This window comes from Virgibacillus profundi (genome assembly GCF_002287375.1).
GTDB classification, from domain to species: Bacteria; Bacillota; Bacilli; order Bacillales; family Amphibacillaceae; genus Virgibacillus_K; species Virgibacillus_K profundi.
In genome coordinates, this window is record NZ_NPOA01000004.1 from 203895 (window position 1) to 223451 (window position 19557).

General features: G+C 34.8%; 29 protein-coding genes. 27 read left to right on the forward strand and 2 right to left on the reverse strand.

Features of this window, described 5'->3' with window-relative positions; translation table 11 throughout:
• Positions 1-106: 106 nt before the first annotated feature.
• The 26 genes from CIL05_RS07765 to CIL05_RS07880 all read left to right on the forward strand — a co-directional run bounded on the left by CIL05_RS07765 (position 107) and on the right by CIL05_RS07880 (position 17614).
• Entirely contained in the window at positions 107-1783 is a 1677-nt protein-coding gene (locus CIL05_RS07765; RefSeq protein WP_095654958.1) for a ribonucleoside-diphosphate reductase subunit alpha, read from the forward strand.
• A 106-nt stretch (positions 1784-1889) separates the two neighbouring features.
• Complete coding sequence (locus tag CIL05_RS07770) at positions 1890-2120, forward strand: glutaredoxin family protein (RefSeq protein ID WP_165769082.1); 231 nt, start codon at positions 1890-1892, stop codon at positions 2118-2120.
• A gap of 109 nt (positions 2121-2229) precedes the next feature.
• Positions 2230-2730 carry a pyrophosphohydrolase domain-containing protein gene (locus tag CIL05_RS07775; protein ID WP_095654960.1) on the forward strand — a complete coding sequence of 167 codons (501 nt, stop codon included), beginning with the start codon at positions 2230-2232 and terminating at the stop codon, positions 2728-2730.
• Between the two features lie 126 nt (positions 2731-2856).
• Complete coding sequence (locus CIL05_RS07780; RefSeq protein ID WP_165769083.1) at positions 2857-3453, forward strand: sigma-70 family RNA polymerase sigma factor; 597 nt, start codon at positions 2857-2859, stop codon at positions 3451-3453.
• A complete protein-coding gene (locus tag CIL05_RS07785; RefSeq protein ID WP_095654962.1) occupies positions 3450-4289 on the forward strand; it encodes a thymidylate synthase in 840 nt (279 codons plus the stop codon). Before CIL05_RS07780 ends, CIL05_RS07785 begins: the two co-directional genes overlap by 4 nt.
• Before the next feature lie 14 nt (positions 4290-4303).
• Positions 4304-4795, forward strand: a complete 492-nt coding sequence (locus CIL05_RS07790; protein ID WP_095654963.1) for a dihydrofolate reductase — start codon at positions 4304-4306, stop codon at positions 4793-4795.
• Positions 4796-4881: 86 nt separating this feature from the next.
• Complete coding sequence (locus CIL05_RS07795) at positions 4882-5073, forward strand: hypothetical protein (RefSeq protein ID WP_095654964.1); 192 nt, start codon at positions 4882-4884, stop codon at positions 5071-5073.
• A gap of 72 nt (positions 5074-5145) precedes the next feature.
• Positions 5146-5526, forward strand: a complete 381-nt coding sequence (locus tag CIL05_RS07800; protein WP_095654965.1) for an IDEAL domain-containing protein — start codon at positions 5146-5148, stop codon at positions 5524-5526.
• Positions 5527-5877 (forward strand): hypothetical protein, encoded by a 351-nt coding sequence (locus CIL05_RS07805; protein ID WP_095654966.1) that lies wholly within the window; start codon positions 5527-5529, stop codon positions 5875-5877. It begins immediately after the preceding gene.
• Positions 5878-5943: 66 nt separating this feature from the next.
• Positions 5944-6837, forward strand: coding sequence for a DNA cytosine methyltransferase (locus CIL05_RS07810; protein WP_165769084.1), 894 nt, complete (start codon positions 5944-5946; stop codon positions 6835-6837).
• 51 nt (positions 6838-6888) lie between these two features.
• Positions 6889-7146 carry a DUF1653 domain-containing protein gene (locus CIL05_RS07815; protein ID WP_240510144.1) on the forward strand — a complete coding sequence of 86 codons (258 nt, stop codon included), beginning with the start codon at positions 6889-6891 and terminating at the stop codon, positions 7144-7146.
• A 6-nt stretch (positions 7147-7152) separates the two neighbouring features.
• A complete protein-coding gene (locus tag CIL05_RS07820; protein ID WP_095654969.1) occupies positions 7153-7524 on the forward strand; it encodes a hypothetical protein in 372 nt (123 codons plus the stop codon).
• A gap of 28 nt (positions 7525-7552) precedes the next feature.
• Positions 7553-7747 (forward strand): hypothetical protein, encoded by a 195-nt coding sequence (locus CIL05_RS07825; RefSeq protein WP_095654970.1) that lies wholly within the window; start codon positions 7553-7555, stop codon positions 7745-7747.
• Positions 7748-7781: 34 nt separating this feature from the next.
• The gene (locus CIL05_RS22180; protein WP_165769085.1) at positions 7782-7955 is read left to right on the forward strand and encodes a hypothetical protein; all 174 of its coding nucleotides are present in this window, start codon (positions 7782-7784) and stop codon (positions 7953-7955) included.
• A 325-nt stretch (positions 7956-8280) separates the two neighbouring features.
• Entirely contained in the window at positions 8281-8403 is a 123-nt protein-coding gene (locus CIL05_RS22790) for a hypothetical protein (protein ID WP_276245334.1), read from the forward strand.
• Positions 8404-8434: 31 nt separating this feature from the next.
• The gene (locus tag CIL05_RS07830; protein ID WP_095654971.1) at positions 8435-8749 is read left to right on the forward strand and encodes a hypothetical protein; all 315 of its coding nucleotides are present in this window, start codon (positions 8435-8437) and stop codon (positions 8747-8749) included.
• A gap of 32 nt (positions 8750-8781) precedes the next feature.
• Positions 8782-8967 carry a hypothetical protein gene (locus CIL05_RS07835; RefSeq protein ID WP_095654972.1) on the forward strand — a complete coding sequence of 62 codons (186 nt, stop codon included), beginning with the start codon at positions 8782-8784 and terminating at the stop codon, positions 8965-8967.
• A gap of 31 nt (positions 8968-8998) precedes the next feature.
• Positions 8999-9586, forward strand: a complete 588-nt coding sequence (locus CIL05_RS07840; protein WP_095654973.1) for a hypothetical protein — start codon at positions 8999-9001, stop codon at positions 9584-9586.
• Positions 9579-9812, forward strand: a complete 234-nt coding sequence (locus tag CIL05_RS07845) for a hypothetical protein (protein WP_095654974.1) — start codon at positions 9579-9581, stop codon at positions 9810-9812. Before CIL05_RS07840 ends, CIL05_RS07845 begins: the two co-directional genes overlap by 8 nt.
• A 24-nt stretch (positions 9813-9836) precedes the next feature.
• Positions 9837-11090, forward strand: coding sequence for a DUF723 domain-containing protein (locus CIL05_RS22410; protein WP_206207759.1), 1254 nt, complete (start codon positions 9837-9839; stop codon positions 11088-11090).
• The gene (locus CIL05_RS07855) at positions 11083-11646 is read left to right on the forward strand and encodes a hypothetical protein (protein ID WP_095654975.1); all 564 of its coding nucleotides are present in this window, start codon (positions 11083-11085) and stop codon (positions 11644-11646) included. Before CIL05_RS22410 ends, CIL05_RS07855 begins: the two co-directional genes overlap by 8 nt.
• Positions 11647-11871: 225 nt before the next feature.
• Positions 11872-12489, forward strand: coding sequence for a hypothetical protein (locus CIL05_RS07860; protein WP_095654976.1), 618 nt, complete (start codon positions 11872-11874; stop codon positions 12487-12489).
• Positions 12489-13991, forward strand: a complete 1503-nt coding sequence (locus tag CIL05_RS07865) for a recombinase family protein (RefSeq protein WP_095654977.1) — start codon at positions 12489-12491, stop codon at positions 13989-13991. Before CIL05_RS07860 ends, CIL05_RS07865 begins: the two co-directional genes overlap by 1 nt.
• 250 nt (positions 13992-14241) lie before the next feature.
• Positions 14242-15225, forward strand: coding sequence for a class I SAM-dependent methyltransferase (locus CIL05_RS07870; RefSeq protein ID WP_095654978.1), 984 nt, complete (start codon positions 14242-14244; stop codon positions 15223-15225).
• Positions 15226-15815: 590 nt separating this feature from the next.
• Positions 15816-17003, forward strand: a complete 1188-nt coding sequence (locus CIL05_RS07875; protein WP_095654979.1) for an acetate kinase — start codon at positions 15816-15818, stop codon at positions 17001-17003.
• A gap of 86 nt (positions 17004-17089) precedes the next feature.
• On the forward strand, positions 17090-17614 hold the full coding sequence (locus CIL05_RS07880; RefSeq protein ID WP_095654980.1) for a MogA/MoaB family molybdenum cofactor biosynthesis protein: 525 nt from the start codon (positions 17090-17092) through the stop codon (positions 17612-17614).
• A gap of 38 nt (positions 17615-17652) precedes the next feature.
• Here the strand turns inward: CIL05_RS07880 and CIL05_RS07885 are convergent, their stop codons facing one another.
• Positions 17653-18081 (reverse strand): universal stress protein, encoded by a 429-nt coding sequence (locus CIL05_RS07885; RefSeq protein WP_095654981.1) that lies wholly within the window; start codon positions 18079-18081, stop codon positions 17653-17655.
• A gap of 122 nt (positions 18082-18203) precedes the next feature.
• On the opposite strand from CIL05_RS07885, the gene CIL05_RS07890 reads away from it, so the two are divergent.
• Positions 18204-18368: a hypothetical protein gene (locus CIL05_RS07890; protein WP_240510146.1), complete on the forward strand. Its 165-nt coding sequence runs from the start codon at positions 18204-18206 to the stop codon at positions 18366-18368.
• A gap of 58 nt (positions 18369-18426) precedes the next feature.
• Here CIL05_RS07890 and CIL05_RS07895 read toward each other — a convergent pair whose 3' ends face one another.
• On the reverse strand, positions 18427-19524 hold the full coding sequence (locus tag CIL05_RS07895; RefSeq protein ID WP_095654983.1) for a M24 family metallopeptidase: 1098 nt from the start codon (positions 19522-19524) through the stop codon (positions 18427-18429).
• Between the last annotated feature and the right edge of the window lie 33 nt (positions 19525-19557).

Sequence of the window (19557 nt, forward strand, 5' to 3'; positions counted from 1 at the left end):
GTGAAAAGATGTTGGTTCGAGAAGTGAGTTTTAAAGGTGATAACGTCTCACTGATAAATGACGGGTACGCAGTGATAACTAAAATTGTAGAGGGAGATAGTAACATATGACATTTGAATGGCTAAATAAAGACAGCAGACATTTTTTAGAAAGTGGGTATTTAGAGGAAGGGGTAACTCCTGAACAACGTATCCGAGAAATTGCAGATAACGCAGAAAAAATCTTAGGTATTAAAGGTTTTTCTGACAAGTTTTATAGTTATATGAGCAAGGGGTATTACTCCCTATCATCACCTGTGTGGGCTAACTTTGGTAATGAGCGAGGTTTGCCGATTTCCTGCTATAGTGTTGATGTACAGGATAATTTCGGAGATATTATGAGAGCTACAGGTGAAGTAGGAGTGATGAGTAAACTAGGAGGAGGAACTGGTGGCTTCTTTGGTAAGCTTCGTCCACGAGGAGCTAAGATTACAGGTAATGGAAAGTCATCGGGAGCGGTTCACTTTGTAGAACTGTTTGAATCTCTTATGGACGTGGCGACTCAAGGGTCAGTTCGCCGCGGAGCATTCTCACCATATTTACCTGTTGAACATCCTGACATAGATGAATTCTTAGACATTGGAACAGAAGGCAACCCCATTCAAAAGTTAACTCACGCTGTAACAGTAACAGATGAATGGATGCAACAGATGATTGATGGAGATGCTGATAAACGAAAAATTTGGGCTAAAGTGTTACAACGAAGAGTTGAAATGGGTTATCCGTATATTTTCTTCAAGAGTACAGTAAATAACAACACTGTTGATGTATACAAAGATAAAGGTTTGGAGATCAATCACTCAAATTTATGCTCAGAAATCGCCCTACCAACTAACGTTGAGTGGTCATTTGTATGCTGTTTATCATCGGTGAACCTACTTCACTATGATGAATGGAAAGACACAGATGCAGTAGAAACACTTACATATTTCCTAGACGCTGTTATGGAAGAGTTCACCACTAAGCTTGAAGGAATGCGAGATTCCGATAACAAAGAAGACCAGCAAGCATTTTATTTTATGGAAAAGGCATATAAATTCGCTAAGACAAACCGCTCATTAGGCATTGGGGGACTAGGTTGGCACTCATATTTGCAGTCGAACATGATTCCATTTGAGAGTATTGAAGCTAGTCGAAAGAATATTGAAGTCTTCCGACTGATTAAAGAAAAAACTTACAAAGCCTCAGAAGAATTAGCCGAACTATTCGGAGAACCCGAACTGTTAAAAGGGTATAGAAGACGTAATGCGACTTTACTTGCTCCAGCTCCGACAACTTCATCAGCATTTATCTTAGGTCAAGTTTCGCAGTCTATTGAGCCCTTAATGAGTAATTATTATGTAAAAGACATGGCTAAAACCAAAGTTACTGTACGTAATCCATACTTAAAAGAAGTGTTAACTAAACACAACAAGGATGATCGTGAGACATGGAACAGTATTCGTGATTATGATGGCTCAGTGCAACATTTAGACTTCTTATCAGAGCATGAAAAGAATGTGTTCAAGACTTTCAGTGAGATTGATCAATATGCAGTACTAGACCAAGCAGCTATGCGACAACAGTTTATTGACCAGTCCCAGTCGCTTAACTTAATGATTAATCCAAGTACACCAGCCAAAGAGATTAATAATTTATATATTTTTGCATGGCAAAATGGAATTAAGACCCTCTATTACCAGCATGGTACAAATGCAGCGCAACAGTTCAATAAAGATTTGAATTGTATCATGTGTGAGGCATAAAAGCATTTCCATTGTTAATTGTTGTAATAGGGGATTAGCTATTAACACCTCCTATTACAACTTCTTATTACTGTTACTTATATTAAAGATGAAGAGGAGAAATATAATGAGTAAACCAATCTTATTTACAAAACGAGGCTGTGTACCTTGTTCAAGCCTGAAGCGCTTTTTATTGACGGAAACAGAGTTGGACTATGAGGAGATAGATGTTGATAAAGAACCTCAAACATTAGAAGAATACGATATTATGTCTGTACCCACACTTATTATTGGAGACAAGCGTGTCACAGGGTTTGTCCCACATGAAATTATACAGTTAATTAACGAAGCCGAATAGGAGATACACACCCTCACTAAATAAGCTTAAATAAATATGATTATAATACATAATAGGGAGATTAATTTCTCCCTAATCTACAATATTTAAAAAGGAGATTTAAACACACATGAACAAACATTATAAACAAGTTCGAGACTTCCATGAAGCATTTGGACATGAACAAGCAAACACACCCACAGAGATTGATTACAGCACAGCTCTAAATCGTGCAATTTGGACAGGGGAGGAACTTGTAGAATTTTTGTATGCTACTGTAGATGGTAACAAAGAAGAGTTTAGCAGAACATTAAACGAATTTCATAAAGGCTTAGACAAAGCAGCAGTTAAAACAATCGAGAAAAATCCTGACGTAGACAATAAACTTGTAGCCCAAATGGATGCCTTAACTGATGTTAGCTACTTCAACTACGGTTCATTTGCAGTTGCTGGGGTTGACCCTGAACCTTTGTTTGATATTGTTCAAGATGCTAACATGGGTAAACTTTGGGAAGATGGCAAACCAAGATATCGTGAAGAGGACAACAAAATCCAAAAACCACCATATTGGGAATTTCTATATGCTCCCGAAGCCAAACTAGAAGCTGAAATAGAACGTCAATCTAAATAGCCCAACCATTGACAACAACCAAATAATATTATATTATAATTTATGAGAGGAAGTATTGATCTACAACTAAGCATAACAACAACTTAGAATCAATATCCTCTCATATTTTATAGACAGGAGGATTCAGTGGAAAACTCTAATCAATCACCTGAGCAACTGTTCCACGATCATCAACACTTAGCAACAGCAACACTATATCGCACACTAGGTCAGCCACACAACGTTGCAAAGAGTAAGCTGATAGAATATGAGGATTTGTTACAAGTCACCTACATAGGCTTATGGAAAGCATGTACTACATATAGCCCAAGCAAAGGTAAATTCAAATCTCATGCAATCAATCATATGAAATGGACTCTACTTCCGGCACTCAACAACGATTTTAACACATTCAAGTATGCTTCTAACAATACACCAGAAGAAGAATATGAGCTTGCTAGTATGGATGCAGAGATTGGATTGAATGGAGATTCTAGTAGAACAATGCATGAATCTATTGCAGCAGAAGTCATAGATGATATTGAATCAACCATCATACATAAATCTGAAGTTGAAGAAGCTATGGGATTGTTAAATGAAAGACAGAGAGAAATAGTTGAGTTGAAGTCAATGGGTTGGTATGACGCTGATATTGGAAAACAGTTAGGAATATCTAAACAAGCAGTCAATCAAGGGTATAATAATATTATAAAGAAGATGAGAGAGATAGGAGAGATAGCTTGAATAAAGCAGATATTATTTTTAAACAACAAATTGAAGATGTATTAAATAATGGAACATGGGATGAGAATCCCAGACCAAGATATGAGAGTGATGGAGAAATAGCTTACACTAAATTCATTTCACAAGTGTATGAGGATTACCATTTAGATAAAGGTGAATTTCCAATAACAACTTTGCGTCCGATTGGTTGGAAGAGTGCGATTAAGGAGCTCCTTTGGATATATTCAGATCAAACTAATGAATTAAGTGTGCTAAAAGATAAATATAATATTCACTGGTGGGATAGTTGGCAAGTCGAGGGTACAGGTAATATTGGGCAGAGATACGGTGCTACAGTAAAACGCTATGATCTCATCAATAAGCTAATTAAAGGACTAAAAGAAAACCCATTTGGTAGGAGACACTTGCTAAACTTATGGCAGGAACAAGACTTTTCTGAGACAGATGGATTGTTACCTTGTGCTATGTTGTCTTCCTACACTGTAAGAAAAGTAGGAGATGATTACTATCTAGATGCTACACTATTCCAACGCAGCTCAGATTATCTTGTAGCTGGACATATTAACATGGTTCAATATGTAGCATTACAAATGATGCTTGCTCATGAATGTGGAATGAAGGTTGGTAAGTTTGTTAGGTTTACTCAGAATATACATATATACGACAGACACTATGAACAAGCTCATGAATTACTATCAAGACCAGTAACAACAAAGCAACCTAGATTAATTCTCAATGCAGAAGGTAAATCATTTTACGATATTAACATAGATGACTTTGAGATGATTGACTATGAACCTACTAGACCACAATTGAAATTTGATTTAGGAATATAAAGGAGAATTACAACATGATTTTATCATTAATAGCAGCAGTCGATGATTCATTAGGCTTAGGGTTTGAAAATGATTTACTATGGAAGAATAAAGAGGACTTAGCGTTCTTCAAGCAACATACAAATAACAAGGTTTGTATTATGGGTAGAAAAACTTATGAATCGATTGGCTCTCCACTCAAAGGAAGAATCAACATTGTGCTAACGTCAGACAAAACATACAATCCACATCCCAACGCATTAGTTAGACACAATTTGTCAGAAGTGTTGCATGAGTTTCGCAACGTCCCTGAGTTAGTCTGTATTGGAGGTGAACAGCTATATACAACACTACTTCCATTAGCAGACAGACTATACTTAACTAAAGTACATCACACTTTCAGCCAAGTTGACACCCATTTTCCAACGATAGACGAAGATGAGTGGTCTGAATACTTCTATAAACAAGGCACAGAGAAAAGTAAATACAAATACACCTTTCATGTATATTCGAGAAAAGCAAATTAATATCAATTTTCTATTGACAATAACCAAATAATATTATATGATATATACAACAACAAAAACAACATTAAAGAAAGGAGGTATCACCCATGATTTTTAGAAATGAGCTAGGACAAATATTAGGCAATGGTGCTGAATTCTTCCATAACGAAGATTCATCATACACAAATATCAAGTGTCCTAATGTAATATTCTCAGAGAATGACAGAAATTATCTTGGCGTTCAACTCGATTACTCATTCGATGATGGATTCACTCTAGACGAATTATTAGCACTATAACAATTAGTAATCAGTCACTGAGTAAATAATATCATATAAATAACAAATGTCATACACAAGTAGGTGAATAAAGTGAAATTCAAGGTTAACGAAAGAGTTGCAATCAAAGATACAGAATTAGAAGGTGTCATAACAGATGTATTTGAAAGAAGATCGGTCAATATTCTGGGAGATACAACAACTATCAAATATAAGGTTCAATGTATTGGGCAGCCTTTGATGTTATTTAGAGAAGATCAACTGTACAGAAAAAGTGAGAAGAGTATCGTTGTACATAGCAAGAGAATTGATAAGGACGCGTCTATACCTCTTAAGCTTGAGATTGAGTTGTTAGACACGTTGATTGATGGAAGCTTGGATAGGGATGATAAAGAAGCATTTGAAGAGTATACAAAAATGAAGAAAGTGTTGTTGGATGTATATGAGAATATGGATGTAAGTGGAGGTGTATAGATGGAGACTGTAAAAGTTGAAGCAAAATTAAAGTTTAAATTAGGAGGATATGGTGACAAACTGTTACTAAAAATAAAATTTAAATCGCCAGACAAGATTTTAAAAGTGTACAGAAAGTTGATTCTTGAGAGTACAAATTGGGATTATACATATGAGAACTACAAAGAATTCAATGAGCGTTGTCTACTTTGGTTTACAACAGACAATGAAGGCGCAGTGAGAGAAGTTGTTCAAGAGGAAGTCATCAAATATTTTAAAGGTAAGGTTGAACAGATTGAAATTAAGGAAATTCAGAAACAAATCAAAGGTGTTAAGAAGATGGAATTTCAAATTGAGATGAAAGAAAATTAATAGCAATAAAATGATACTTTTATCTGAATGAATAAATAATAATATATTATGAACAGGAGATATTTAATGAGAATTTTAAGCCTTTTTGACGGTATCAGTGTAGCGCAAGTTGCTTTAGAAAAAGCTGGTATTACATACAACGAGTATTTTGCAAGTGAAATTAATAAAGATTCAATCACCGTAACCAAAGACAATTATCCTAACACAGTACATATTGGCGACGTAACAAAAATAGATAAAAGTATCATTTCTAACTTAGGTAAAATTGATTTATTGGTAGGAGGTTCTCCATGCCAAGGGATTTCCAGATCCAAGAATGGAAGACTTAATCTTGATGATCCACGCAGTAAATTATTCTTTGAATATGTAAGGATACGAGATTGGATCATTAAAAACAACAATCCAGATGTTAAATTCTTACTAGAAAATGTTAAACCAAATAAAGAAACATTAGAAATTATGAATGAGCATATGGGTTGTGAAGCCACCGAGATTGATAGTGTTCTAGTTTCTGCACAAAGAAGAAAACGGCTATATTGGACGAATATATACTTTGGTGACTTACCAGAAGATAAAGGAATCAAGATTAAAGATATTGTTTACGACAATACATATAAAGTGTTCCAAGATGAACGAATAGAAAACACAAAAACATTCACCAAGAATTATGTTAAATGGGATATAAGTGGTAAAGGTTACGGGTCACAACAAGATAGAGCATATTACTTAGATGGAACAATGTGTACAATTCCAAAGCAACAAACAGAGAGTAAAACAAGTATATATCTAGGCGGAGATAAATATAGAAGGAGTCACCCAATCGAAATTGAGAGAATGCAAAATTTACCGGATAATTATACTTCAATAATTAAATCACCAAATAAGCGCATGGGATTATGTGGAGATGGGTGGACTGCCGATGTGGTGGCTCACATGTTTAAAGGATTAAAAGTTAAATAATATCATATATAAAAAAATTATTCAACAGAAGGAGATCAAACATTGAGAGAAGTGGAAATTGCAAAAGTATACCGACACTATAAAGGAAATTATTATTACGTCTTAGGAATAGCCGAGTACACTGAAAAGTATGACATACTTGTAATTTATCATGCTTTATATGATGAATGTGATACTTATGCTAGACCACTAGAGATGTTCATTGAAGAAGTCCCTGAAGACAAGGAGAACCCTACTGGACAAAAATATAGATTTGAAGTAGTTGGTGAGATAGACAGAGATGCAACCAATCAAACAAGAAGAGTCTAAAACGAGGTGTTACCAATAGACACGCTATTAGAAATTCACAATGATGATTTTGAACTTTGGAAAGAAGAAAAATACGGTGTGAAGTTTTACCATGTATCAATCGAAGGCTACATAGGATTTGAGAAACTGGAAGATTTCATTGAGTTGTATGAACACTTTTTAGGGGAATTGCAACAGTATTTAATTGAAAACAATTATCCTAAAACAGAAAAGTCTGGATGGAAAAGGATTTACTCAAAACGAGCAATGGACATTTGTTATGGAAATGACTGTTATTGGATCTTTTTAGATGGATACGAGTCAGCAGAAATTTGGGACGCATATTATTATCTGGAAGATGTGATTAACCAATTAAGAGAGGTTAAAGCTTCAATTTAAAATTTAATGAGAAAGAAGGTTTTTTAAAGTGGATTCAATTTCATTTGATGAATTAAATGATAACCAGATTAAAGAATTTGAAAAACTTGCTGACGACTACAGTTACAGTCTGCAAATGATTAATCTTTTTATCGAAAATAATAAATTAGATTGTGATGAAGTTTGGGATAAGGCAAACCAAGCATATGACAATGACATGTCTTACGCACCGAACGAGGATTAAATAAAATATCGATTTTAAAGGGAGGGCAACAAAAATGAATTATGAATCAATGTGGAACAACATGAAATCAACATACCAAGACCGATTAACGAAATTAGAATTAGAAGATAAAAAAGGTAGTAGTGCATGGATCAACGCCAAGCGATTTGTTGATGTAATGGAAGGAATTGAACTGAATCAACCTGTTAGTGATGGTATAGATGATTAAGCTTATTAAAGAAAAGCGATATAGCAGGATGAAATCTCTATATAAATTGAAAAAAGAGCAAGCAGATTTATTTGAAAGAAAATATGTTGAAGAATAAAATAAGCGAGTTGATTTAGAGAACCATAGGTTAACAGAGTTAGATGTAAAATACCTTAAATCATTGATACAGTTTGATGAAACACTAAATGGTAAAAAGCATGGCAGAGAAGGACTATATTCTGAGGATAGCGTTGCATTTCTAGATTATATTTGGGGGTTGCGAGATAAATTATCTAAGTTGGTTTAGTATGTAATTCGGATAATGTGTAGAAAAGGAGATGATAAAGTGGATATTCACAAGTTATTTAAAGAAAAGGAATCGGATAAAATCAGTCGTGAAATTGCAAGCAAAATTTATCCTGTAGATCCATTGCAGGAACAATTTAAATATCGTAACAAGAAAATATGAAGACGGAAAAACAGAATTATTCGCTAAGTATATGATTGTTCCTACAATTCCTCACGACACAATTGAAGAAATAAACGGAGCAACTTATGTAAGAACTAATGTAAAAATAGATAAAGAGAGTGATGTATTTTGGGAAATTGTTTGGGAAGAAAAAGAGCATTTTATTAAACGTGTAAGAAGAGAAGAGTCTGAAAAGATGAAAACTGTGATAAGCAGTCAAAAAGATAGAATTGCTTATCTTGAAAAGGAAAATGGCGATTTAGCAAAGCTAAATAAAGAGATTTTCATGTGGTTGATTATATCTTGCACAATAATAATCGTACTTGCTGGATTTGTCTCAATATAAAATACAATCTTAAACAGAAAAGAGGGAATCAAATGCTTAAATTTGACAATATCTCAATTGAATTAAATTACGAAACACTTGAACTAGCTAAGAATAAGGTTGATCCAATATTAATCGATGACGAAAGCGATGTTGATTCTGCTGTTGGGTTGACTTTAGATCAAGCTAAATGGCTTAGAGACAATATTGATTATATAATAAAGAGATTTGAAGATTAAATTCAGACTTTTATTAGGAGGAGATAAACAAATGAACGAGAAATTCTTTAATCAATTTAAACAATATTTATTAAACAGTCACATGGATGATTTAAAAAGTTTTATTCCATATTACGAAACATTAAAGCAGCAACAAGATAAACTAAAAGACTTCATTGACGATTGTGAACAATACGCCTTAGATATTCAATACGATGAAGATAAAACAGAAGGCTATACTGATGGATCATTACAGTTTTACCTATACAAAGACAACAATGATTGGACAAGTCGACTAGATTATCATTATGACTTAGAACTAGGGTACGATGAGCGATATTGGAATTATTGCACATGTCAGTCAGGAGATGAAGGATACATAAAAGCATTGGGCTGTACGGGAGAAGGTTGTGATTGGATTGCGCCAGAAATTAGGTTGACGAAAGTGTCTAACGTCTGTTTTGGCTCATTTAATGGGCACGCAAAAGAAATGCACTACTTAGAAAAAGAATGGGATGAGTATCTAAAAGAAGATAGAGAGAAACAGCGTCAGGCTCAATTAGAAAGAGTAGAACAAGAGATTGAAAGACTTAAGTCACAGAGAAGCATTCTTCTAAAAGGAGGAATAATAAATGAATAATAATATAAAAGTTGCATTGTTTATTAAGAACGGTGGACAGGATTCAATAGTTTTACCTAAAGAGTTAATGTTCGATTTAGCTACAAATATCAGAGAGAACGGATCAGAATTTGTCCATCTGTCTAGTGGTAGATCATTAGAGGTGACAGGAATATTGATAACTGGATCAGACTTCCATAAGGAAGAAAGAGTTATAGTAGCTGGTGTAAATAAAGATGATGAATAGTATATCAAACAATATTATATTGAGGTGAGTGAAATAGCTAAGAGAAGAAAATGGAATAAAAATTTAATAATTGAAGAATTAACTAAAATTTACATTGAAAATCCGCAAGAGTTTAACTCTGGACTAGTAAAGAAGAAAGATAGTAAATTAACGAATGCTATTTATAGAAAATTCGGCAATTTTCAATCCGCGATAGAAGCAGCAAATATAAATTACACAACACGAGAAAGAATGCACTGGGACTTTGGAAAAGTGCAATTATTCGTAAAATCTCATAGTGAATGTGAACTTGTTTCAAACAACTATGTAGATATGAACACAATAATGGATTTTTTATGTAAATGTGGAAGACCATTCACAACAACGTTTTTAAGATTTGAGTCAAAGAGTAAAAGACAATGTGATACTTGTGGCTATAGAAAGTCTCACGAGACATTCAAGATTCAACTAGGAGATAGGTTTGGCGATGATATTGTAGCAACCGAAGAATATACGGGAAGTCTTACTCCGATGGAATTTATATGCAAAACACATGGAAAGTTTACTACAACTCCAAACAGTATTTTGGGAAATGTCTATGGGTGTCAAAAATGTGCAAATGCAGCAATAAGCCAAACTCATTCTAAAGGCGAAAGATTTTGTGTTGTTTGTGGAAGCAATAATAGAGTGCAAGAATTTAAGAATAGCGAAAAAAACTACTGTGGCAAACACTATTCACAACTGGCTAAAAACGGAAAAATTTCAGATAAAACGGTTTACGATAAAAATGAAATAATTGTGCATGATGATTACGCAATTATTGTAATAAGAGACAAAGACAATAAGGACATTGCCGAGTGCAAAATATCTCTTAGTCACATTGAAAAAGTGTCGCGATATAAATGGTATTTAACAAGTAACGGTTATGTTGCAAGCAAGTCTAGAAATGGTTATGAAGTGGATCTTTTACATCGTATTATTAAGAATCCTCAAGAAAAAGAGGTAGTAGACCATATTAATCATAACACCCTAGACAATGTTGACGAAAATTTACGCGTTGGTACACGAGCGCAAAATACATGGAATAGCAGAATGAAGTCAAATAACACATCAGGTGTAATAGGAGTTTATTCTAATTCTTATGGAAGATGGGTAGCCGAGATTTACGTAAACGGTAAAAAAATATCCTTGGGAAACTTTGATGATATAGAAGAAGCAAAAAAAGTCAGAAGAAACGCTGAATATCAATATTTTAAAGAGTTCGCACTAGAGAAGCAAGGTAAGATGAAGCATGAGTAAAATAAACTACGGACAAAACTTTGAAAAAGACGTTCAGCAATCTTGCAAAAAAGAAAAAACTTGGTTCATGCGGATTAAAGATGTATACATACCATTCAACCTCCGCAACCGTATCAGGACATCACGCAACGATTATGACTGTTTAGTATTCAATAACAAAACGTTATTTCCATTAGAATTAAAAACAACTGATAAGAAATCCATATCCATGAAAGAAGAAATCATAAAAGCACATCAAGTTGAGAAACTAGCTGAGGCAAATACATATGAAGATGTCATTGCAGGATTCTTATTTAACTTTAGAAATGAAGAGAACAGTACATTCTTCGTGCCGATTGAAGAGTATCAAAGGTATAAAAACATTGCTCAGAACCAATTAGAGCACTCCTACAAGGCTAAAGTGAATCGTGCAAGCATTCCTATTGGAATATGTAAAGAGATCGGTGTAGAGGTGTTAAGTGTGAAGAAACGTGTGCATTATCATTACTTTATTAAACAATTAACTGAGGATTTGATTGCTAGAGAAAAAGAATTTGAAGATAAGTTTAATGGGTGAATAGTATTATATAATGATATAAAAGGGGAATAATAAGTGATTATTGAAGATAAAAAAATGTTAGAAAAATTTAAAATAGAGATAAATAAAATTATAACACAAGAACAATTAGAAAAAATAGCTAAAACTATAACAAAACACTACTCATAAACGGGCTCAAGCTCGTTTTTTTTATTTGTATTTATTATAGCTATATTGTATAATCAATACAAAATAGCTAGGGTGGTGTCTACTATTACTAGAGTTGGTTGGACGGATGAAGAAGAAAAAATATTAAAAGAGAATTACGAACGTGCCACAATTGAAAAGTTAGAAGCATTGCTGCCAAGATATAGTATTACACAAATAAGATCGAAAGCTAACAAATTAGGATTGAAAAGGAAAGCACCCAGACCTTCTCGAAAAAATGTAAAATTAAAACGTTGGACAGATGAAGAGATAGAGAACTTAAAAAATATATATTCTACAACTAATAATGACGACTTGGCTAAAGTATTCTCACGATTCAACCCAAGAGAAATTAAACGTAAAGCAAATACATTGCGCTTAGAGAAGACTGCTCAAATAGAGAAGATTGATGAACAATTACGCAAACAAAAAATGGCTGGAGAAACAAGGTGGAAAGAAGAAGAAGATACTATATTGAGAGAAAACTATCCCACACTTGGACAAACTGGAACTCAAAGGTTGTTACCTCATCGTCCTATTGGTTCAATCAGATCAAGAGTAAATAGATTAGGATTAACAAAAGTAACGTCGGCAACATGGAAAAGAATATCTATAACACCAGACAATAAAGACGTATTCTCCATTGAAATTATATATGAAAGGGTTGATGTGTAATGTTATTAGAACAGCATGAATCCGACTTTGAATCTATTAAACATGTAGCTGCGTATTTACGTAAGAGTCAGAGTATGGGAGATAAAGATGAAGACTTACTGAAGCATAAAAGTGTGATTGAAGAAGTATGTGAAAGTAGAGGGTGGTCTTATGTGCTGTATGAGGAGGTTGTAACAGGAGATACCATTGAGGGTAGACCTAAGATGTTAGAGTTATTAAGTGATGTAGAAAGATCCCAATATGATGCAATCTTTTGCTTTGATATAGATAGGTTGGGAAGAGGTGGTGGAGGAGATAGGGAAAAAATTGGAATTACATTGCAACATTCCGACACCTATTTAATTACTGCCAACCCTTATAAGATATATGATTTGAACAATGAGAATGATGATCAAGCATATGACATGCAATCCTTTATGGGTAGATTTGAGTATAAGATGATCAAGAAGCGATTTAAAGCAGGCAAGAGGATTGGATTAAGATTGGGGCGATGGGTAAATGCACAAGCACCTCATGGTTATACGTATAATAGAAAATTAAAACAGTTGGAAGTTGATGAAGAGAAAAGGCCAATTATACGAAAAATTGTAGAACATGCGTTGGAAGGGATGACATTGGCAGATATAGCTTGGGAATTAAATAAAAAACACATTCCATCACCTAGAAATAAGAAATGGGCGCCAATTACTATAAGCCGGATGTTGAAATCACAAGTATATCTTGGTCACATAGTTGGAAATAAATCTGAAGGTAATCGAAAAAGAGTTGCAACATCATCATCAAAGCCGTTCAAGTATTTGCCGGAAGACAAATGGGTTATTGTTAAAAATTGTCATGAACCACTTATTACAGAAGAAGAATATGATTTATTGATGAAAAGATTTAGCAACAGACCAAAACGAATATACAATAACAAAATACACAGTTTTACAGGTTTAATCACTTGCGGAAAATGTAATAAAAATATGACAATGAAACGATTCGGCAATGGTAAATTAGGTGTAGCAAAATGTGAGTGTGGGAATCGTGGTGGAGACATCGAGTTGGTTGAAAAAGCAGTTATCGATACAGTCGAAGCATTGCGTGACAATTTGAATAATATACAAATAGACGATGTTGAAAAGCAAAAGAAAAACATGCTTAATAAAAAATTAGATGATTTAATCCAAGACTGTGATAAACAAGATTTAGCAATCGAGAGAATTGAAGAAGCGTTTGAAAATGGATTGTATGATATTCAGAAGACTAGAAAGAAAACAGAAGAACGCCAACAAGAAAAATGGAAACTTGAAAAGGAAATAAGGAATATAAGAAAACAACTAACATCAGTTGATTCATTTGACAGCAAAGAAAGAATTACAGCCATTGATAAATTTATAAGCGATATAGAAAATGAGGACAGTGGAGAAATCAAAAACAAAATATATAAGGACATATTGAATAATATTGTCTGGACAAGGGATAATGAGAAGAGAGTGAGTGTGAAAGTAAATTTTCTTTAAGGGGATAATTGACAATTGTATAGCTTGAATGTTTTGGAGTAACATTTAAACCAATCACCCTGATTATGATAAAGCTCTCGATGCTGCAGGATCTGCTGAGTAAGTAAATATAGCAAAAAATCTCTCCCGTTTTTAGGGAGAGATTTTTACTGTTTTAATAATCCTCATTATTATAGCTTTACTTTGTACACGAGCCTATTGATTCTGATACAATAGAGTCGCTTTTGATGGATTGAATGGAGGATTATCGATGGAAAAAACGAATGTTGAGCTATTATACGAATGGATAGACAATACAACACAAATAATACAACAACATGAAAATGAACCTTATTTAGATAGTTTAGCAATTACAATGGAAACACTTTTTTATCAGACCATCTCAGATGATATGGATGATATTTTATCACATAAACTGCAAAATGCCTTGTCGGAGATTAATTTCAGTGCATATAAGATTGATGAAATTCGTAAAGCAATTCAATTGGCAACTTTAAAGGGAATGAAAGATTCTACACAGCAACAGCATTTAATGACCCCGGAAACAGTGGCATTATTAGTTGGCTATCTTGCAGATAAAGTAACAAAAGAGAAAAAACAAATAAGCGTATTTGACCCGGCTTCAGGAACTGGTAACCTGGTAACTACAGTTCTCGGTCAGCTTAAGCAGGATATAGAGGCTTTTGCCAGTGAAGTTGACCCCACGTTAATCAAATTATCTGTGCTCAATGCAAACCTGCAAAAGAAAAACATAGAGTTCTTCCATCAGGATAGTTTACGTCCATTTTTATTGGATCCGATCGATTTAGTTGTTGCCGATTTACCAGTTGGCTACTATCCGGATGATATACGTGCTAATGATTTCAAATTGAAAGCAGATGAAGGTCATTCCTATGCACATCATCTTTTTATTGAACAAAGTATGAATTATACCAAAGAAGGCGGCTATTTAATCTTTGTAATCCCGGACTTTTTATTTGATAGTGATCAATCAGATAAACTCCACAGCTATATCCAGGAATATGCACATATAGTTGGGGTTCTGCGTTTGCCTGAAAGTGCATTTAAATCTGAAAAAAACATAAAAAGTATTCTTATCCTGCAAAAAAAGGGACAAGATACGAGTGCACCGAAACAACCATTACTTGTTAACCTACCATCATTTAAGAATACGAACGGAATGGAAGACATCTTAAATCAAATGAATGCATGGTTTACAACGTATCATAATTAGTTTTTATATAGGCTCTTTTCGTAAACATTGTTGCTTATTAACCTTCGCAGTATCTATAGAAGACGAAGTAATTACTGTTTGCTATAAGTATTTGCTATAATCGCCGTTCGGGATCGCTCCAGGCGGATGCTTTCCGCGGGCACGGCCTCAGCCTCCTCGAGAAAACCACTCTGCGGGGTCTTCGGACGCGTGCTATTCCCGCAGGAGTCACCGCCCTTCGCTCCCCCGAACTGGTGAGGTGGTTTGATGTTTTGAATATTGATTACTAATTCAGTTCATCGGCAGTAAACGGAAATCCAGCGGAGGAAACACATTGAAGACTCCTGCGGGAGGAAAGGCATAGGTGAGACCCCCAAGTGCGTAGCACGAGGAGGCTCACCAGCCGCCCTAAGGTCCGCGAAATGTGTTTCCAGAGCGAATCCCTGCTCTCAACCAGCGTTTGCAAATGAATTTTCACTGTGTCGTCTTTTATATCTAGTACGGGGCGGATAACAACTATTAATGCGAAAAGAACTTTTAAATATATAAATGTATTCAAAAAGAAGTAAAACCTGACTTTTTGAACATCCAATAAAAGGAGTTGTACATCAATGAATAATGTATTAGCTATTAATGCTGGTAGTTCATCTTTGAAATTCCAATTAATACTAATGCCAGAAGAAAAAGTGCTGGCAAAGGGACTTGTAGAGCGAATCGGCTTAAATGATTCTGTTTTTACAATTGAAGTGAATGATAATAAAGATAAATTTGTTGGAGATATCCCAAATCATGAGGAAGCCGTAAAAAAATTACTTGAAGCATTGACTTCTTCGGGAGTGATCGAATCACTGGAGGAAATTGATGCAGTTGGCCACCGAGTTGTACATGGAGGCGAGTATTTTAGTGACTCTGTAAATTTGAGTGATGAAGTAATTCAAACCATTGATAAAGTTTCTGAATTAGCTCCATTGCATAATCCTGCAAATCTTACTGGTATAAATGCCTTTAAAGAGATTTTACCAAATGTACCAATGGTTGCTGTGTTTGATACTGCTTTTCATCAAACGATGCCTGCCTCATCTTATCTATATAGTTTGCCTTATGAATATTATCAGGATTATGGGATCCGCAAATATGGTTTTCATGGAACATCACATAAATATGTATCACAGCGTGCATCTGAACTCATGGGTGTTCCTTTAGAGCAATTACGGTTAATTTCATGCCACTTGGGGAATGGTGCAAGTATTGCAGCGATTAAAGGCGGAAAATCAATGGATACATCTATGGGTTTCACCCCACTTGCAGGTGTAACCATGGGTACCCGCTCAGGAAACATAGATCCCGCCTTAATACCATATATTATGGAGAAAACCGGAAAGTCAGCTGAAGAAGTTGTTGATGTATTAAATAAAGAAAGTGGAATGCTAGCATTATCAGGATTTTCAAGTGACCTACGGGATATTGAGCAACAGGCAGGAGAAAATGAACGGGCGGAATTGGCTTTGGATGTATTTGCAGGAAGAATTCATAAATACTTAGGTTCCTATGCTGCAAAAATGTCAGGTGTTGATGCTATTATTTTCACTGCTGGGGTTGGAGAAAATAGTGATACAATCAGGGAAAAAGTATTAACCGGTATGGAGTTTATGGGAATTTATTTTGATCCAACATTAAATAAAGTTCGTGGAAAAGAACAATTTATTAACTATCCACATTCCCCGGTAAAAGTTATCATTATTCCGACGAACGAAGAGGTAATGATCGCAAGGGATACAGTACGAATAGCAAATCAGTAATGTAAGATAAATATAGGGGGTTTTGATGTGGGTTGTTGATCCATATCAAAACCTTTATATATATATTTGACAAGGAGGCGAATTCCATGTCTGTTGAGGAACATAAAAGAAATGAGAAGTCCGTAAATTGTATGATTCTGACCATAAGTGATACCCGAACAGAAAAGACAGACAAAAGTGGTGATTTGATGACACAATTATTAGAGGAATCAGGTCATCACATCAAATTTAAAGAAATCATTAAAGATGACGAAAAAGCAATCAAAGCAATGATCGATGCGGGCTGCGAAAATCCCGATGTTGATGTGATTTTGACAAATGGCGGCACTGGTATTGCATTTCGTGATATTACAATTGAAACAGTCAAAAAAATGCTGCACAAGGAAATACCGGGGTTTGGAGAAATCTTCAGGGGGTTAAGTTATCAGGAGGATATCGGGTCTGCAGCCATACTTTCAAGGGCAATCGCAGGGGTCAGAAATCATACGGCAATATTCTCTACGCCCGGGTCTTCCGGGGCGGTAAAACTTGCCATGGAAAAATTGATTTTACCGGAATTATCACATATTGTTAATGAGATTAAAAAAGATATAGAGACAGAAAAAATATAGCGCCTTTTTCACAGAGGCGCTATATTTAAATTATTAATTTATCGTACGACCAATACATCACAATTAGCATATCTTGTTATGCTTTCTGAAACACTTCCGATTAAAAATCGCTCCACAGCATTCATTCCTGTTGCTCCACAAATGATCAAATCTGCGTCAAAATCCTTCGCAATGTCTTTTGCGATTTTTACTTTTGGGGAACCATATTCTACACATCTAACTAAATCTTCAACCCCTGCCAGTTTTGCATTATCAACATATGTGTCAAGGAGTTCTTTTGCATACGACTCAGCACGCTCAGCTAATGTACGATCATAAGCCTCAGCGGTAGCAAAGGTCCGGGAATCAACTACATGGGATAGAATAAGTCGGGCATTATTACGTTTTGCGATGTTTAAAGACTTCTCAAAAGCCTTTTCAGAAGCTTTTGAACCATCTACTGCAACAACAATATTTTTATATTCCATTTTTATCTCCCCTTCCACTTTAATTATATACCCTAATTTATATTGCAACAATCAAATTTTAGAAGATTTAATTAAAACATTGATACAAAATTTTGGACATACTAAAAATGGAGGTGATATTTTTGGCGAAAAAGAAGAAGGATAACAATCCGCAAAATCTCTTTGAAGACGAAAAAGGTGTAGCAGCTGTTCAAAATCAGTTATTTGAAAGCTATCAAAGTGGTGTGGTTGAGGATCAGTTGCACAATAATAAAGCAATTCACAAATATAATAACCAAAAAAAATAGCTTTTAAAATAAACCATCCCGGAATATGGGATGGTTTATTTTTATAAATTGCAGAACACTATTCAATAATCTGCAATTCCTTAGGATATTTTGTTAAGGTTTCCGGTCCTTTTTCTGTCATAAAAATCATATCTTCTATTCGAACACCACCAGTTGTTGGTACATAAATACCTGGTTCGATTGTGTAGCACATACCTGCTTTAAGAGGAAGCTCGTTATTGCTGTGCATTGATGGATATTCATGTGTTTGTACCCCTAATCCATGTCCGATTCGATGGCTGAAATACGCTCCGTACCCGGCCTGTTCAATATGATTTCTTGCAGCAAGATCAATTTTACCTACAGGTGTTCCAATCTGTGATGCTTCAAATGCTTTTTGTTCTGCAACTAAAACTGTATTATATATATTCTTTTGTTCATCAGAAATTGATTTATAAGCAACTGTTCTCGTAATGTCCGAACAATATCCTTCAAAAATAACGCCAAGATCAAACAGTACCATTTCACCTGCAGTAATCTTTTTCATTGATGGTGTTCCATGTGGGGAAGCAGTTTTCGCACCCGACAATGTCATTGTGGTAAATGACATTTCCTGAATTCCTTGTTTCTTCAATTCATATTCGATTGCGGCTATAACTTCAAGCTCGCCAATTCCCTCTCTAATTGCTTTTATGCCAGTTTCCACACCAAAATCAGCAAGCTCTGCAGCTTGTTTTAACAGTGTATATTCTTTGTTGTTTTTAATTACACGAAGATCAGCCAGTAATTCCTGTGCATCCGAAATGGTTGTGTTTGGTAAAATACGCGTAATTGCTTCAAATCGCTCCAAAGTTATATGATCATGTTCAAGTCCTAGTGATTGCGGTATTTTCTCATTCTTTTTTAAAAAATCCCGGAATAATTGCCACGGATCTTCATGATCATGGTAACTTAGTATTTCATATTCCCATCCGGCAGCCTTTGCATCTTCTATCTCCATTGCAGGAATGATGATTAACGGATCCAGTGCAGTACTAACATAAACAGCAATTATCCGTTCATGTGGTTCCGTATAATAATTGCTTATGTAATAAAAATTTGCCTTTGATGTAATTAGCATACTATCAAGATTATGCTGGTTCATTTCTTTTAATAATGCGTCTATTCTATTTGTCATTCCAGTCACCTCACTAAATTTTGTATGTTATTA

Excerpts from the sequence above, each read along its gene's own strand:
- CIL05_RS07765 (WP_095654958.1), top strand. The coding sequence starts at position 107 with ATGACATTTGAATGGCTAAATAAAGACAGCAGACATTTTTTAGAAAGT.
- CIL05_RS07770 (WP_165769082.1), top strand. The coding sequence starts at position 1,890 with ATGAGTAAACCAATCTTATTTACAAAACGAGGCTGTGTACCTTGTTCA.
- CIL05_RS07775 (WP_095654960.1), top strand. The coding sequence starts at position 2,230 with ATGAACAAACATTATAAACAAGTTCGAGACTTCCATGAAGCATTTGGA.
- CIL05_RS07790 (WP_095654963.1), top strand. The coding sequence starts at position 4,304 with ATGATTTTATCATTAATAGCAGCAGTCGATGATTCATTAGGCTTAGGG.
- CIL05_RS07795 (WP_095654964.1), top strand. The coding sequence starts at position 4,882 with ATGATTTTTAGAAATGAGCTAGGACAAATATTAGGCAATGGTGCTGAA.
- CIL05_RS07805 (WP_095654966.1), top strand. The coding sequence starts at position 5,527 with ATGGAGACTGTAAAAGTTGAAGCAAAATTAAAGTTTAAATTAGGAGGA.
- CIL05_RS07810 (WP_165769084.1), top strand. The coding sequence starts at position 5,944 with ATGAGAATTTTAAGCCTTTTTGACGGTATCAGTGTAGCGCAAGTTGCT.
- CIL05_RS22180 (WP_165769085.1), top strand. The coding sequence starts at position 7,782 with ATGAATTATGAATCAATGTGGAACAACATGAAATCAACATACCAAGAC.
- CIL05_RS07830 (WP_095654971.1), top strand. The coding sequence starts at position 8,435 with ATGATTGTTCCTACAATTCCTCACGACACAATTGAAGAAATAAACGGA.
- CIL05_RS07835 (WP_095654972.1), top strand. The coding sequence starts at position 8,782 with ATGCTTAAATTTGACAATATCTCAATTGAATTAAATTACGAAACACTT.
- CIL05_RS07840 (WP_095654973.1), top strand. The coding sequence starts at position 8,999 with ATGAACGAGAAATTCTTTAATCAATTTAAACAATATTTATTAAACAGT.
- CIL05_RS07845 (WP_095654974.1), top strand. The coding sequence starts at position 9,579 with ATGAATAATAATATAAAAGTTGCATTGTTTATTAAGAACGGTGGACAG.
- CIL05_RS07855 (WP_095654975.1), top strand. The coding sequence starts at position 11,083 with ATGAGTAAAATAAACTACGGACAAAACTTTGAAAAAGACGTTCAGCAA.
- CIL05_RS07865 (WP_095654977.1), top strand. The coding sequence starts at position 12,489 with ATGTTATTAGAACAGCATGAATCCGACTTTGAATCTATTAAACATGTA.
- CIL05_RS07870 (WP_095654978.1), top strand. The coding sequence starts at position 14,242 with ATGGAAAAAACGAATGTTGAGCTATTATACGAATGGATAGACAATACA.
- CIL05_RS07875 (WP_095654979.1), top strand. The coding sequence starts at position 15,816 with ATGAATAATGTATTAGCTATTAATGCTGGTAGTTCATCTTTGAAATTC.
- CIL05_RS07880 (WP_095654980.1), top strand. The coding sequence starts at position 17,090 with ATGTCTGTTGAGGAACATAAAAGAAATGAGAAGTCCGTAAATTGTATG.
- CIL05_RS07885 (WP_095654981.1), bottom strand. The coding sequence starts at position 18,081 with ATGGAATATAAAAATATTGTTGTTGCAGTAGATGGTTCAAAAGCTTCT.
- CIL05_RS07895 (WP_095654983.1), bottom strand. The coding sequence starts at position 19,524 with ATGACAAATAGAATAGACGCATTATTAAAAGAAATGAACCAGCATAAT.